This is a genomic window from Planctopirus limnophila DSM 3776, from assembly GCF_000092105.1.
Taxonomy (GTDB): Bacteria; Planctomycetota; Planctomycetia; order Planctomycetales; family Planctomycetaceae; genus Planctopirus; species Planctopirus limnophila.
The window spans coordinates 4,790,358-4,804,605 of sequence record NC_014148.1; the positions used below are offsets into that span (position 1 = coordinate 4,790,358).

8 protein-coding genes are annotated in these 14,248 nt (G+C 55.2%); 5 read left to right on the plus strand and 3 right to left on the minus strand.

Annotation, left to right across the window (positions count from 1 at the left end; all coding sequences use genetic code 11):
- The first annotated feature begins 62 nt into the window (after positions 1–62).
- Complete coding sequence (gene mfd, locus PLIM_RS19180) at positions 63–3,374, plus strand: transcription-repair coupling factor (RefSeq protein ID WP_013111971.1); 3,312 nt, start codon at positions 63–65, stop codon at positions 3,372–3,374.
- Positions 3,375–3,471: 97 nt separating this feature from the next.
- The gene (locus PLIM_RS19185) at positions 3,472–4,536 is read left to right on the plus strand and encodes a TolB family protein (protein ID WP_013111972.1); all 1,065 of its coding nucleotides are present in this window, start codon (positions 3,472–3,474) and stop codon (positions 4,534–4,536) included.
- 309 nt (positions 4,537–4,845) lie between these two features.
- Here the strand turns inward: PLIM_RS19185 and PLIM_RS23275 are convergent, their stop codons facing one another.
- Together PLIM_RS23275 and leuS are read right to left on the minus strand one after the other, a co-directional pair.
- A complete protein-coding gene (locus tag PLIM_RS23275) occupies positions 4,846–5,256 on the minus strand; it encodes an SMI1/KNR4 family protein (protein WP_013111973.1) in 411 nt (136 codons plus the stop codon).
- Positions 5,257–6,217: 961 nt separating this feature from the next.
- A complete protein-coding gene (leuS, locus tag PLIM_RS19200; RefSeq protein WP_013111976.1) occupies positions 6,218–9,028 on the minus strand; it encodes a leucine--tRNA ligase in 2,811 nt (936 codons plus the stop codon).
- A gap of 443 nt (positions 9,029–9,471) precedes the next feature.
- On the opposite strand from leuS, the gene PLIM_RS19205 reads away from it, so the two are divergent.
- From PLIM_RS19205 to PLIM_RS19215, 3 genes are all read left to right on the plus strand, one after another.
- Complete coding sequence (locus PLIM_RS19205) at positions 9,472–10,305, plus strand: DUF1223 domain-containing protein (RefSeq protein WP_013111977.1); 834 nt, start codon at positions 9,472–9,474, stop codon at positions 10,303–10,305.
- A gap of 198 nt (positions 10,306–10,503) precedes the next feature.
- On the plus strand, positions 10,504–11,517 hold the full coding sequence (locus PLIM_RS19210; protein WP_013111978.1) for an NAD-dependent epimerase: 1,014 nt from the start codon (positions 10,504–10,506) through the stop codon (positions 11,515–11,517).
- A 102-nt stretch (positions 11,518–11,619) separates the two neighbouring features.
- Complete coding sequence (locus PLIM_RS19215) at positions 11,620–12,930, plus strand: UDP-glucose dehydrogenase family protein (RefSeq protein WP_013111979.1); 1,311 nt, start codon at positions 11,620–11,622, stop codon at positions 12,928–12,930.
- 79 nt (positions 12,931–13,009) lie between these two features.
- Here the strand turns inward: PLIM_RS19215 and PLIM_RS19220 are convergent, their stop codons facing one another.
- Entirely contained in the window at positions 13,010–14,209 is a 1,200-nt protein-coding gene (locus PLIM_RS19220) for a S1C family serine protease (protein WP_013111980.1), read from the minus strand.
- Between the last annotated feature and the right edge of the window lie 39 nt (positions 14,210–14,248).

Below are 14,248 nucleotides of genomic sequence, written 5' to 3' on the forward strand. Positions count from 1 at the left end.
GAAAACCAGCGAGCAAATCTTTCAGAGTTCAGGACGAAATCGAGATCAGGGCGGAATACCGAGTGAGCGATAGTCCCTCTCTTCAGTCCTTAGTCCCCAGGCTTCGTCAGCACCCTGGGATACAGGCCATTCTCGAAAGTCTGAGGCAAGGCAACAGTGGCACCGTCGATGGTGCCTGGGGGTCAAGCTGCGCACTCACCACCGCCTGTGTGGCGACGTCCACATCCGGCCCCGTCATTGCCATCCTGCCCCGAGCGCGCGACATCGAAGATTTCGCTGGCGATCTCACCAGCTTTCTGGGCCAGCCACCACTGGTATTCCCTGCCTGGGAATCACTTCCCAGCGAACAATCGACCAGCGACCCGATTCATGGCGAACGCCTGCGTCTGCTCAAACAACTCGAGAGCGAAGCTCCCCCCCAGCTCGTTCTGACATCGATAGCCGCCACCCTACAGCCCGTTCCCGCCCGGCAATCCCGCCAGAAGTCGATGCGTCGCTTTCGAGTGGGGGATGAACTCCCGCTCGAATCGACATCCGAATGGCTGATTTCTTTAGGCTTCGAGCGCGTGCTTTCGATCGAAACCCGCGGCGAATTCAGCATTCACGGCGGGATTGTCGATCTCTGGACAGCCGACCTCGAACATCCCATCCGTATTGAACTCTTTGGCGATGAGATCGAATCGATCCGCACGTTCGATGTCGAATCTCAGCGAAAACTGGCAGATCTGAATGAGATCGAAGTGAGTGTGCTCGATCTTCGCCGCTTGCCGCAGGAGGAGATGCCCACATCGCTCGACGATCCCTTTCCGACCGAACATTTCTCCGGCAGCTGGCCGAAAAACACGGTTGTCGTCCTCGTCGATCATGCCGATATCCGTCACGAAGCCCAGGCGTATCTCGAACGATTGGGCGACCGTCGCGGCATGTTTTCCAGCGAATCATCGCTGCAGAAGATGCTGCAGTTCCCTTCGCTGAATATCGCACCATTACTCGCCGATGGTTTTGATACGACCTGTCATCTGCAGGTTGAATCGGTCGAGAGGCTCACCGGCCCCAAAACCGAAGCCCTACGAGAACTCTGCACCATTCTGCAGCCCGATGAGCATGTCCTCCTGGCTTGTCATAATGCCGCCGCCATCGAGCGCATGCAGGAACTCCTGGATGGCCTCGAGGAAGCACAAAAACCCCGCATTCGCCTGTGCGAAGGGACCATTACGCGTGGCTTCCGCCTCACCTGGGAGCGGCTGGTTGTCCTTTCCGATCACGAACTGTTTGGCCGGGTCGAGGTCCGGCGGACTGCCACTCGCAGCAGACTCGAAACACGCGCCATCGACAGCTTCCTCGACCTCAACGAGGGAGATCTGGTCGTGCATCTGTCGCATGGCATCGGGCGATTTCTCGGGATGCAGATTCTCGCCAAAGGGGATCAGTCCGAAGAGCACATGCACCTCGAATTCAAGGATGGTGCCAAACTCTTTGTCCCTGTCGCGCTGATCCATCTGGTGCAGAAGTATGTCGGCGGGCAGAAAACGGCTCCCGAACTTTCCAAGCTGGGCGGAACCGCCTGGGCTCAAAAGAAAAAACGCGTCGCGGAAGCCGTCACCGATATGGCGGCTGACATGCTCCGCCTGCAAGCCGAACGAGAATTGCAGCCGGGCATTGCCTTCCCCCCGGACAGCCACTGGATGGAAGAGTTCGAGGCCTCGTTTCCTTACATCGAAACGATCGATCAGTCAAAAGCCATTCTCGATATCAAACGCGATATGGAACGCCCCCGGCCTATGGAAAGGCTCATTTGCGGCGATGTCGGCTTTGGTAAAACCGAAGTCGCCATGCGCGCTGCCTTCAAAGCAGTTGATGGCGGCAAGCAGGTCGCCGTCCTGGTCCCCACGACAGTCCTGGCAGAACAGCATTATCGCAGCTTCAGCAGCCGCTTTGCTGAGTTCCCGATCAACATTGGTCAGCTTTCCCGCTTCCGCACGAAGACCGAGCAGAAGCTGACACTTAGCGGGTTGATGGATGGCTCGGTGGATCTCGTCATTGGTACGCATCGACTGGTTCAATCCGATGTCCACTTCAAAGATCTCGGCCTGCTGATCATTGATGAAGAGCAGCGATTTGGTGTAGAAGCGAAAGAGCGGCTCAAAAAGCTGCGCACTCAGACCGATATTCTCACGTTGAGTGCGACACCCATCCCGCGAACATTGCATCTCTCGCTCATTGGTGTACGCGATATCTCGAATCTCGAAACTCCACCACAAGATCGCATGGCGATTGAAACTCGCATCTGCCGGTTTGATCCGACCCTTATCCGGCAGGCGATCGTTCGCGAACTCAATCGAGGCGGGCAGATCTACTTCGTCCATAACCGCGTTTACAACATTCAGACGATGGCCGAGCGTATTCGTTCGATTGTGCCCGAAGCGCAGGTCGGTGTGGTGCATGGCCAGATGAACGAACACGAAATGGAAGAGGCGATGCTCGGATTCGTCCGTGGCGATCTCGATGTCCTCGTGGCAACCACAATCATCGAAAGTGGCCTCGATATCCCCAATGCGAACACGATTTTCATCAATCAGGCCGAGCATTATGGCCTTGCGGAAATGCACCAGCTTCGCGGCCGCGTGGGCCGATACAAACACCGCGCCTATTGCTACCTGATGGTCGAAGAAGGGAAAATCCTCTCACCTCAAGCCACCAAACGGCTCAAGGCGATTGAAGAATTCAGCGAGCTGGGTGCTGGTTTTAAAATCTCGATGCGTGATCTCGAAATCCGCGGGGCCGGGAATATCCTCGGGACGGAACAGAGCGGGCATATCGCCATCGTGGGTTATGAACTCTACTGCCAGCTTCTTGAAAATGCCGTCCGTGCTCTCAAACGGGAACCTCTCAAAGAACATCGGCATGTCGATGTCGATCTCCCCATCTCGGCATTCATCCCCAGTGAATACGTTCCGCCGGGCCGATTAAAGATCGAGATGTATCGGAAGCTGTCGCAGGTCGTTTCGATGGAAGAACTGCGTCAGTACGAAACCGAGATCAAGGATCGCTTTGGCCCGGTTCCCAAGCCTGCCCAGCGGATGATCGACCTGCGGGAAATTCAGCTCCTGGCCAGCCGATGGTCGATTGATCGAATTCACCTCGAAGGGGGCTACTGTGTCTTCAGTTATCGCCTCCCTCGCAAAATCGAAAAGCTGGCTCAGGAAACCCCTTTCACACTTCGGGTCGTCGATGACCGCCAGGCGCATCTCGTTCTTCCCCGTGGCTACGAGACCGGCCTCAAGCTGCTCAGGCTCGTTCGCAAAGTGCTCGATCCCGCGGGGGAATTTGCTCCCCGCAAAGGAGAAGACACGGCACAGGTTGCCGCCGAGTAACCCAATGAAAACGTCGCCAGGTCAACCGGCTCTGTCTTTAATCACCAGCATGCGATAGTTTGGAATCAAATCGACAATAACATGGAGCAGCCTTAACATGATGAATACATCGCTTGGTAACAAAAGACACTGGGCATTCCTCCCGGCCATGATCTGCCTCGCCAGTCTGGGTCTTGTGCATGAGGCGATGGCTCAGCCCGCCAGCGAAGCGACATTTCTTTCCAATCAGCGACAGGTGAGCTTCGGCCTACCACGCGCTGGCGAAGGATATTTCTCTCCCGATGGCCAGTGGATTGTCTATCAGGCCTATCCCGTCGGCTATCCGTTCTATCAGATCTATGTGCAGAAGCTCGACGAAAAGACCCCCAGGCTTTTAAGTACCGGGCGCGGCCGCACCACCTGTGCGTACTTCACCCCCGATCAAAAGCGGATTCTTTTTGCTTCGGCCCATACCGATCCCGCAATCGACCTCACAGAGAAGAAAGCCCGCGACGAAGCGGCTCAAGGGGGCCGCCGCCGCTATCAATGGGATTTCGACCCTCACATGGATCTCTACACCATCAACTTCGATGGCACAGGGATGCAGCGATTGACCGATACTCCCGGTTACGATGCCGAAGGAAGCTATTCGGCAGATGGCAAGCAGATTGTCTTCACTTCCAACCGCGATGGCGATGCTGATCTTTACCTGATGAATGCTGATGGCTCGAATATCCGCCAGTTGACCAATACGCCCGGCTACGATGGCGGCCCGTTCTTTTCACCCGATGGCCAGTGGGTCATCTTCCGCAGTGATCGCGAAAAGGAGCACATGCTCCAACTCTATGCGATTTCGGTCGATGGCAAGCATGAAGTGCAGCTCACCAAAAACCTCGACGAGGTCAACTGGTGCCCCTATTTCCATCCCGATGGCAAGTCGCTCATCTGGTCGCGGGCCGATTACTCGAAAGGCCCCGCCAGTGCCAAGTTCAAACTCTGGTGGATGCCGATTGAAACCACCAGCACCACCTTCACGGCGGGCACTCCCCGGCAAATCACGTTTGGTGATGCGACCGATGTCCTCCCCGTCTTCAGCCCCGATGGAAAACAACTTCTCTGGACCTCCACCCGCGGCTCCGACGCCACCAGCCAACTCTGGCTCGCCGACTGGAAAACCCCCTGATCATCCAACACCCTGCGATTTCGTATGCCGTCATCATCCGCAAAGAGCACCCAGCCGTAGGGTCCGCTGTGCGGACCATGTTCCACCCGCCACCCTCGCCCACGCCCTCGGGAAGTCTTCTTGGTGGAAAGCAGGGTGGCCCAGACGTGGCTTTGCACGTTTGGGTGACGATCGTCATAAGAAACACTCTGCGAAACACGGCTTAGTGCCCATGACTCCGTGGGTTTGTTCCGCAGCAGCGATAATCGCTCTTCGCCAGAGATGAAAGCTGTGATACGAAGAATGAAGTCTTGATTGGCTTATCTGCGGTCACTGCATGTTGTGCAGCACGGAATCAAAAAAAGACTCAAACGAGTCAAACCGTTTCTCTGGGCGACGATCGCCTTCCATGAAGTAGAACACGGCACCATCCTGAAAGTAATAGAACTGGTATCCCTGGTGCATTGTGAAAACGAACGCACTCGATGAAAGCGGTTCGAGTCCAGCTTCGGCCAAAAGTTCCTCGGCTGCTTCCCTCACGCCTTCTAAGTCCTTAAAGGTGAAGTCGCTCCCTCGCAAGAAGTCGTCAACGCCATTGCCAGCGGCCTCCATAAATTGGAGATACGTTGATGGCAGGTGCCCTTCCGTCTGTTCAGCCAGTGCTGCAATCTGATCGGCAGAGCAACCATGCGCCTTGCGATGCGAAACATATGTCTTCAGTTTGTCGCCGAAACTGCTCATGGCGTTCCATCTCTTGGGATCAGGAGGACATTTGGAAACATCTCATGAAATTGAGCAATTACATCTAAGATGTAGCACAGGTTGGCCGTTGCGGGCGTCCTTGGCGCAGGAGGCAGAGTGCGCCTTCGTTGGAAAGTGAAAGTCTAGTAAGTCTCATTGTCAAGGTTGGCTCACTTCTTTTAAGAGTGACTCAAGAAAAGAAGAGCTACTCGGGTAGGTTTTTAGTCCTTACCTTTTTAATTGTTCCGAAGACCATCTATAGTGTCTATGCCTATCTGTATTTAATGGTTCTCAACGTCGTCGCCTTGCTCGTATAAATCGTATGAAACGCCATCGACTTGACCAGAGGCCAAAGGCTTGCCAGGTATTGTGTTCTCGTATTCCTGAAATATCTGGGACACTGACTTGTTATTTAGGTTCTCGTAAGCTCCTTCCAGGTCATAAAGTGCAAAGTAATGTCTGAAAATAGAGCCAAGTTTCCTTCGTGAAGTTATGGATAATTGTGTCCCAGCCAAGTTCACGGATTCGACGATTTGTTTCCATGTTTCACATGAAATCATGACCTCTTCTTCTTTAGAACTAGAATCTCTATGTGACATGAAAACCTTCCTCCGTTCATACAAGCGGATACGACGCCAATTTTCTCATCATTGTACACAATTGATATACCAAATGTGTTTTGTCGTTTACGCCATAATGGCAAGGGTGGCCCAGACGTGGCTTTGCACGTCTGGGTGACGATCGTCACAAGAAACACTCTGCGAAACACGGCTTTGTCCCCATGTCCCCATGGATTTGTTTCGCAGGAGCGATGATTGTTGGCCATTGGTTAGAGACCAGGACCACACTCCGATGAAGTCATTCGTTAATCGCACACCAGATACGTTCGAGTTCCCCTCATCCCGGCCTTCTCCCGTCGGAACGGGAGAAGGGGTAAGAACGCCTGCTTGTTCAAGCGGCGTTATTTCACCACGAAATTCATCATCCGGCCTGGGACATAGACCTTCTTCACAATCGTCTTCCCTTCCAACTGACTGCTCACGTGCGGGTCGCTTGCGGCTGCCGCTTCTACGACTTCTGCCGTGGCGTCCTTGGCAATCGTGATCTTGCCGCGAACCTTGCCATTCACCTGCACGGGGATTTCGATCGTGGCTTCTTCCAGTAACGTCTCATCGAACTCTGGCCAGGGCTCATAGGCCAGCGATTTCTCATGCCCCAGCACTTCCCACAACTCTTCCGCCAGATGTGGCGCCATGGGCGAGATGAGCAGCACGAACTTTTCCATCGCGATTTTGGGCCGCACGTCAGCAGCAGTGAACTCGTTCACAAACTCCATCATGCGGCTGATGGCGGTATTGAACGACAGCCGCTCGATGTCGTCTGTCACCGCCTTGATCGTCTTGTGCAAGATCCGATTCTGTGCAGGGCTCGGCTCGACAGGCTGCACCTTCGAGTTCAGCACGACCTGGTCAAGCTGATCATCGACAATCAGTCGCCACACACGGCCCAGGAAGCGATAAATCCCTTCGACACCCGACATGCTCCACGGCTTGGTCGCTTCCAGCGGCCCCATGAACATCTCATACAACCGCAGCGAATCGGCTCCATATTGCTCGACAACCTGATCGGGATTGATCACGTTTCGCCGGGCTTTCGACATTTTGAACGAACGGGCATCGACCACAATCTGCGGATCGCTCTTGAGGACAAAACTGTCCCCCTGCTTCTCGACATCGTCCGCCTTGAGCTTCACAGGGATAACGGTTTGCCCCTGGGCGTCAATATAGCGATTGACATCGGTCCCCTTCGCCGTGACGAACTCACCTGTCGGGTTCTGAAAGGCGACGAATTCTAAATCGCCGAGAATCATCCCCTGATTCACCAGTCGCTGGAATGGCTCGGCATGGGTCACATGCCCGCGATCAAAGAGCACCTTGTGCCAGAATCGCGAATAGAGCAGATGCAGCACCGCATGCTCCGCACCACCAATGTAGAGGTCAACCGGCAGCCAGTACTTCTCCTTCTCGGGATCGATAAACCGCTCGCTGTTCTTGTTGTCGCAGAAGCGCAGGTAGTACCAGCAGCTCCCCGCCCACTGAGGCATGCTGTTCGTTTCCCGCTTCAGTTTCGTACCATCGGCTGCTGTCGCGTAGAGCCACTCGGCAGGGGCTTTCGAAAGCAGCGGTTCAGGCGTGCCGGTCGGCTTGAAGTCTTCCATCTCGGGGAGCTTCACCGGCAGCTCGCTCGCGCTGACCGCCCGCACCATCCCCGTAGGCTCGCCTTGAGCATCCAGTTCGTGCCAGATGGGGAATGGCTCCCCCCAATAACGCTGACGACTGAACAGCCAGTCGCGAAGACGATAGTTGACCGCCTTCTTGGCGACGCCCTTGGCCGCCAGATCAGCGACGATCTGCGCCTTCACCTCATCTGTTGTAAGGCCTGAGTAAGGCCCGGAATTGACCGCAATCCCGGCACCCGTGAAGCCAATCAAGCCTTCACCAGGTGCCTCAGGCGGAGAAACCACAGGAATCACCGGAATACCAAACAAGGTGGCAAATTCGAGGTCGCGTTCGTCATGCGCGGGGACGGCCATGATCGCGCCGGTGCCGTAACTCATGAGGACATAGTCGGCGATCCAAATGGGGATCTTCTCGCCGTTGACGGGGTTGATGGCGTAGCCGCCGGTGAAGACGCCCGATTTCTCCTTGGCGAGATCGGTTCGGTCGAGGTCGCTCTTGAGAGAGGTCTTCTGGCGGTAAGCCGCCACATCGGCCACTCGATCTTCCCTGGTGATCGCATCGACCAGCGGATGTTCGGGGGCCAGCACCATGTACGTCGCCCCGAAGAGCGTATCGGGCCGGGTGGTATAGACCCGGAGCTTTTCCTCACCAGCGGCCGATTTCCCGCGCCAGCTGGCCGGGTCAATCACAAAATCAACTTCCGCTCCTTCGCTGCGACCAATCCAGTTCCTTTGCAGCAGCTTGATCGACTCAGGCCAGTTGACCTGATCAAGTTCCCCAATCAAGCGCTCGGCATAAGCCGTAATCCGCAGCATCCACTGCTTGAGGTTTCGCCGCTCGACGGGATGATTCCCCCGGTCGCTCTTGCCGTCGGCGGTCACTTCTTCGTTGGCGAGCACTGTTCCTAAAGCGGGGCACCAGTTGACCGGTGCTTCATGAATGTAGGCCAGTCGATGCGCATCCTGATATTTGCGGACAGCCGGCTCTCCCTGGGCCTTCACTTCTAAAGGGATGGGCAATTCGCTGATCGGGCGGCCGCGACCGGTTCGCACCTGGCCATCCGGACCTGTCCACTCGCAGGTTTCATCATACCAGGTGTCAAAGAGCTGGAGAAAGATCCACTGCGTCCAGCGGACGTAATCCGGATCGGTCGTGGCGAGTTCGCGTTCCCAGTCGTAGCTGAAGCCCAGGCTCTTGAGTTGCCGCTTGAAGGTGGCAATGTTCTTTTCGGTGGTGATCCGGGGATGCGTCCCCGTTTCGACGGCATACTGCTCAGCCGGCAGACCAAACGCATCCCAGCCCATGGGGTGGAGCACATTTTTCCCCCGCATGCGGGCAAACCGGCAGGTGATATCGGTCGCTGTGTATCCTTCGGGATGTCCCACATGCAGCCCATCTCCCGAAGGATAAGGGAACATGTCGAGGACATACATTTTGGGCTTGGAAACATCCATTTCCGTACGGAAAGTGGCATGCTGGTCCCAATAGGCCTGCCATTTGGGTTCAATGCGGGCGGCGTCATAACGAGGCATAATGAATCAAACCAGCTGAAAGAGGGTGAATCAATGATCACAAAGTCCTGAACCAGAGCCACCAGTTTAGACCCCGCCAACCATTCCCGCCACGAACCCACCCTCCCTCGTCTTAACTTCACCATTTTCCCGCTGCGTGCCCTGATTACGTCACACCTTTGTCGAGTGTCGGGTCGCGTCGTGCCATGCTCACGGCTCGGAGTGAGCATGCCATACTTATATGTCATCCTGTTCCAGAAGAAGCCAGAAAACACGCGGGCTCAAAGCTTCATGCATGTTGCGCTTTTCGTGCCATAAGCCTCCCTTCCGGCCCAGATTCCTGTGTGATTGTCACTTCCATCGTGCCTATCAGATCTGATCAGGGAGAGCGTCAACTGGTCATCACCCGGGAAAGCACCGGATCGAACAGTTGCCATCCAATTCTCGAAAAAGGAGCCCGATCCATGGGCCTGTTTCATCATCAGAAAAAACTGTTACTGCTCCTGCTGTTCAGCATCGGGGCCTGGATATCACTGCGATTTTCAACCATGCCACCAGCCGCTGCCCAAGCGTTGCCATCGCGAAATTTTGCCGTGGTCGAACTCTTTACTTCGGAAGGTTGCAGCAGTTGTCCGCCTGCCGATGAAGTTCTCGCAGGGCTTGTTTCGCAGAATCCCTCACGTTCGTCCGGCGAGGTCATCGCACTCGGCTTTCATGTCGATTACTGGGATCGCCTCGGCTGGAAAGATCCATTTTCGAGTGCGGCAGCCACCCGCCGCCAGCATGCTTACGCTTCTCAGTTTGGCAATGACCAGGTCTACACCCCGCAATTGGTGGTCAACGGTGCGATTGGCTTCGTGGGCTCGAAGAAAACTCTGGCTGAAAAAGCTGTCGAAAGAGCTCTCACGTTATCACCACAAGTTCACCTGGCCATCGAGCGGGCACCCTCGACTTCATCCTCAGTAAAATCATTGAACGTCACGACGAAATTGTCCAAGGCGCCTGGCGAGGCCATGGCTGAGAAGTATCAGGTTCTGCTGGCTTTGGTCCAGAAATCAGCGACAACCAACGTCAAGCACGGCGAAAACAGCGGTCTTCAACTCCGGCACGTCAACGTCGTCCGGGACTTTGACGTTCAGGAGGCGAAGCAATCCTCCGTCTCGAACCAGTCGATACAGAATTCATGGCAGTTTCGGCTTCCTGTGGGCGTTTCGGTTCAGGATCTGGAATTGGTCGCAGTCGCTTATGACGCAGAGAGCCATCAGGCCGTCGGGGCGACACGTCTGGCTGTTCAGTGAAGGCTTTCGGGGGAACTCTCTTCAGTCGCTGCTCACAGCCAGCTTTTCATCAACCGCACCCAGCCTGCTCTTCCACCAGCTTTCCCCCTTTCTCCCTTCCCGCCTTCTTCCCTTCCAAAACAACCTCTCTTGACAGTTTGGCCGCTTTTCCTTGGACTTCACACTCATGGATCGAGTTGACGAAGTTCGGAGAACAGCATGAAGTATCTCGTGACCGGGGCCGCTGGCTTTATTGGCTTTCATACCACCAAGAAACTCATCGCCCGGGGCGATACCGTCGTCGGGCTCGACAACCTCAACGATTACTATCAGGTCAGCCTCAAGCACGACCGGCTGGCCCAGCTCAAAAATCTGCCGGACTTCGCATTCGAGCAGATTGAACTGGCCGATCGACCAGCCATGAAATCACTCTTCGAACGCCATCAGTTCGATGTGGTCATTCACCTGGCGGCTCAAGCCGGTGTTCGCTATTCGCTCACCAATCCACAGGCCTACATCGACAGCAATCTCGTCGGCTTCTGCGAGATTCTCGAAGGCTGTCGGCATTCCGGTGTGAAACATCTCGCCTATGCGTCGTCATCCTCGGTTTATGGCGGCAACACCAAAATGCCCTTCTCGATTCACGACAACGTCGATCATCCCGTCAGCCTCTACGCCGCCACCAAAAAAGCCAACGAGCTGATGGCCCACACTTACAGCCACCTCTTCCGGCTCCCCACCACCGGCCTCCGATTCTTCACCGTCTACGGCCCCTGGGGAAGACCTGATATGGCTATGTGGATCTTCACCAAAGCCATTCTCGAAGGCCGCCCCATCGATGTCTTCAACGAAGGGAAAATGCGGCGAGACTTCACCTTCATTGACGATATCGTCGAAGGGGTCGTCCGTGTCGCCGACAACATTCCGGTTCCAAACACTAGTTGGCAGAGCGATCATCCCGATCCCGCCACCAGTTCCGCCCCCTATCGCGTTTACAATATTGGCAACAATCGCCCTGAAGATCTGATGGAAATGATTGGGATTCTCGAATCCTGCCTCGGGAAAAAAGCCGAAAAACGACTCCTACCCATGCAGCCGGGCGATGTTCCCGCCACCTATGCCGATGTCGATGATCTCGTCAAAGATGTCGGTTTTAAACCCGCAACTCCACTCGCCACAGGGATCCAGCGATTCGTCGACTGGTACCGCTCCTACCATAAAATTCCTGCGTAGAACCATTTCCACTCTGGCGTTGCCTTCGAAAGACAGGATACTTCGAACGGGCAATAGGGTTCTTCGACGATTTCTGCAGAGCGAATTGAGAAAGTCAGTCCCATGAAACTGGTGGTTGTAGGCACAGGGTACGTCGGTCTGGTGACGGGCACCTGCTTCGCCGAAAGTGGTAACGAAGTCACCTGTGTCGACATCGACTCCGGCAAAATCGAGCGGCTCAAGCAGGGGATCATTCCCATCTACGAGCCTGGCTTGACCGAACTCGTCTTGAGAAACTCACAAGCCGGTCGCTTGAAGTTCACCACCGATCTTGTCTCTGTCGCTCCTGAAGCCAAATGCCTCTTTATTGCCGTCGGAACTCCCCAGGGAGACGATGGTTCGGCCAATCTGACGGCTCTCTGGAAAGTGGTCGATCAAATTGCGCCGCATGTCGCCCGCGATGCCGTCGTGGTGATTAAAAGTACTGTCCCCGTCGGCACCAATCGCCAGACCTGGGAACGGTTGAAAGAAAAAGCCGGTCGCGAGATCGATGTCTGCTCGAACCCGGAGTTTCTGAAAGAAGGCTGTGCGATCGACGACTTTACCCGGCCAGATCGTGTCGTTGTGGGCGTCACCAGACCACCCGTCGCCGATGTGCTGCACGAGCTGTATCAGCCGTTCCTGCGAACGGAAAATCCGTTTCTGGTCATGGGGCTGGAAAGTGCAGAAATGACGAAGTACGTCGCCAACTGCATGCTCGCCACCAAGATCAGCTTTATCAATGAGATGGCCAATCTCTGTGAAGCCGTCAATGCGAACGTCAACGATGTTCGCCGGGGAATTGGCCACGATCAGCGGATCGGTTTTCAGTTCCTCTTCCCGGGCGTCGGCTACGGCGGTTCCTGCTTCCCGAAAGATGTGCGCGCCCTCATTGCTGTGGCCAGTCGATTTGGGCTTCCCTCAAAAATGCTGCATGCTGTGGATGAAGTGAACAACCTCCAGAAGGAAGTTCTCTTCTCCAAAATCCATCAGCGATTTGGTGGTGATCTGGCCGGTAAAACCATCGCGATCTGGGGGCTGTCGTTCAAACCCCGCACTGATGATATCCGCGAAGCACCGGCACTGGTCTTGATCGATCAACTGCTCGCCCATGGAGCCACGATCAAGGTGCACGACCCCGTCGCCCATGAAAACGTCGAAGCCATCTACAAAGACCGGCTCACCTACTGCAAACATCACTACGATACTCTTGAAAACGCCGATGCTCTGGCGATTGTGACGGAATGGCAGCAGTTCCGAAATCCCGATTTTGACTACATCAAGCATAAACTCAGACAGCCCATCATTTTCGATGGCCGCAATCTGTACGATCCCAAACTGATGGCCGAACGAGGCTTCGAATACTCGGGCATCGGCTTAAAAGCCGCCCAATAACCCGCCTCGCCTGGTTGGATGGTCATGATGTAGGCGTCACGTAGGGTGCATGCAGTTCCGACGGAATGCACCATCAGGACTAAGGAGTTCGCTCACCCAGGGGATCAGTCGTCGTGAGTGTCAGTGGCACCTCGATTTCCTGACCATCGCGAACGATCGTCAAACGAACGACATCGCCCGGCTTTTTATCTTCGACATAACCAAGAAAATCATCAGCCGTCGAAATCTTGCGACCATCAACCGCCATAATTCGGTCGGCAGCCGCACGATCGACAGATTCACTGATGAATGGCCCACGCCGGGCGCGAACGACTTTCGGGCCTCGTAACCCGGCACGTTCTGCTGGCCCGCCGGGCTTCATTTGAGCAATCAGCAGGCCTTTCTCCGTCTCAAAGACTTTGGTAATCCCCACTTCAGGGCGCACCACTTTCCCATAAGCGAGCAATTGCGGCACCACCCGCGTGACCAGATTCACAGGAATCGCAAACCCAACACCGGCACTTTGACCCGATGTCGTGGCAATGGCGGTGTTAATACCGATCAGCTTGCCGTGGGCATCGAGCAGAGGCCCGCCGCTGTTTCCGGGATTGATGGCGGCATCGATCTGAATGATCGAGCGGATCGTGCGATTGCCATGAATCTGCAACGATCGATTGAGATTCGATATAATCCCTGTGGTTAAGGTGCGTTCGAGACCAAACGGGTTTCCCAGTGCAAAGACCCGCATCCCGGCTCGAAGTTTTCGCGAATCGCCGAATTCCACGGGATAGAGCTGATCTTCTGGAGCTTCGAGCTTCAGGATGGCAATATCGTTGACAGGATCAGCTCCCACGATGGTGGCATCGAATGATTCGCCCGAATAGAGCGTTACACTGATCTGTGTGGCCCCTTCGACAACGTGATTATTGGTCAGCACATGACCAGCTTTATCAATGATCGAACCCGAACCACTTCCTTCGGATTGCAGTTCGAGCAGCGAGAACCGGCCCGATTGCACCGCTTTTGTCGTAATGTTCACCACACTGCGGTTCGCGGCCTGATAGACCGCAATATTCACTGCTTCTTCGGGCGTCAGACCATCCGCCATATAGATGGGCTTGACCTTCGGTTGATTGGCTTCATCTTCTTCGCTGTAAGGGGTCGATTTGAATCGGGCACCGCGGTCCTGGGCCACAGCCAGACCGTGGGCCTCGAAAGTGGATGGTTGCAGCCACCAGGCTGTGAGCACACTGGCGGCCAGGGCCGAAATGAAACTGGCAAATATCACTCTGGTCATCATGAAGTCTCCCAACCGAATACGAACCTTCCTTCTATAAGA

What these genes read in the sequence shown, in the direction of transcription:
- PLIM_RS19185 (WP_013111972.1), top strand. Translation starts at nt 3,472, where the DNA reads ATGATGAATACATCGCTTGGTAACAAAAGACACTGGGCATTCCTCCCG.
- PLIM_RS23275 (WP_013111973.1), bottom strand. Translation starts at nt 5,256, where the DNA reads ATGAGCAGTTTCGGCGACAAACTGAAGACATATGTTTCGCATCGCAAG.
- leuS (WP_013111976.1), bottom strand. Translation starts at nt 9,028, where the DNA reads ATGCCTCGTTATGACGCCGCCCGCATTGAACCCAAATGGCAGGCCTAT.
- PLIM_RS19205 (WP_013111977.1), top strand. Translation starts at nt 9,472, where the DNA reads ATGGGCCTGTTTCATCATCAGAAAAAACTGTTACTGCTCCTGCTGTTC.
- PLIM_RS19210 (WP_013111978.1), top strand. Translation starts at nt 10,504, where the DNA reads ATGAAGTATCTCGTGACCGGGGCCGCTGGCTTTATTGGCTTTCATACC.
- PLIM_RS19215 (WP_013111979.1), top strand. Translation starts at nt 11,620, where the DNA reads ATGAAACTGGTGGTTGTAGGCACAGGGTACGTCGGTCTGGTGACGGGC.
- PLIM_RS19220 (WP_013111980.1), bottom strand. Translation starts at nt 14,209, where the DNA reads ATGATGACCAGAGTGATATTTGCCAGTTTCATTTCGGCCCTGGCCGCC.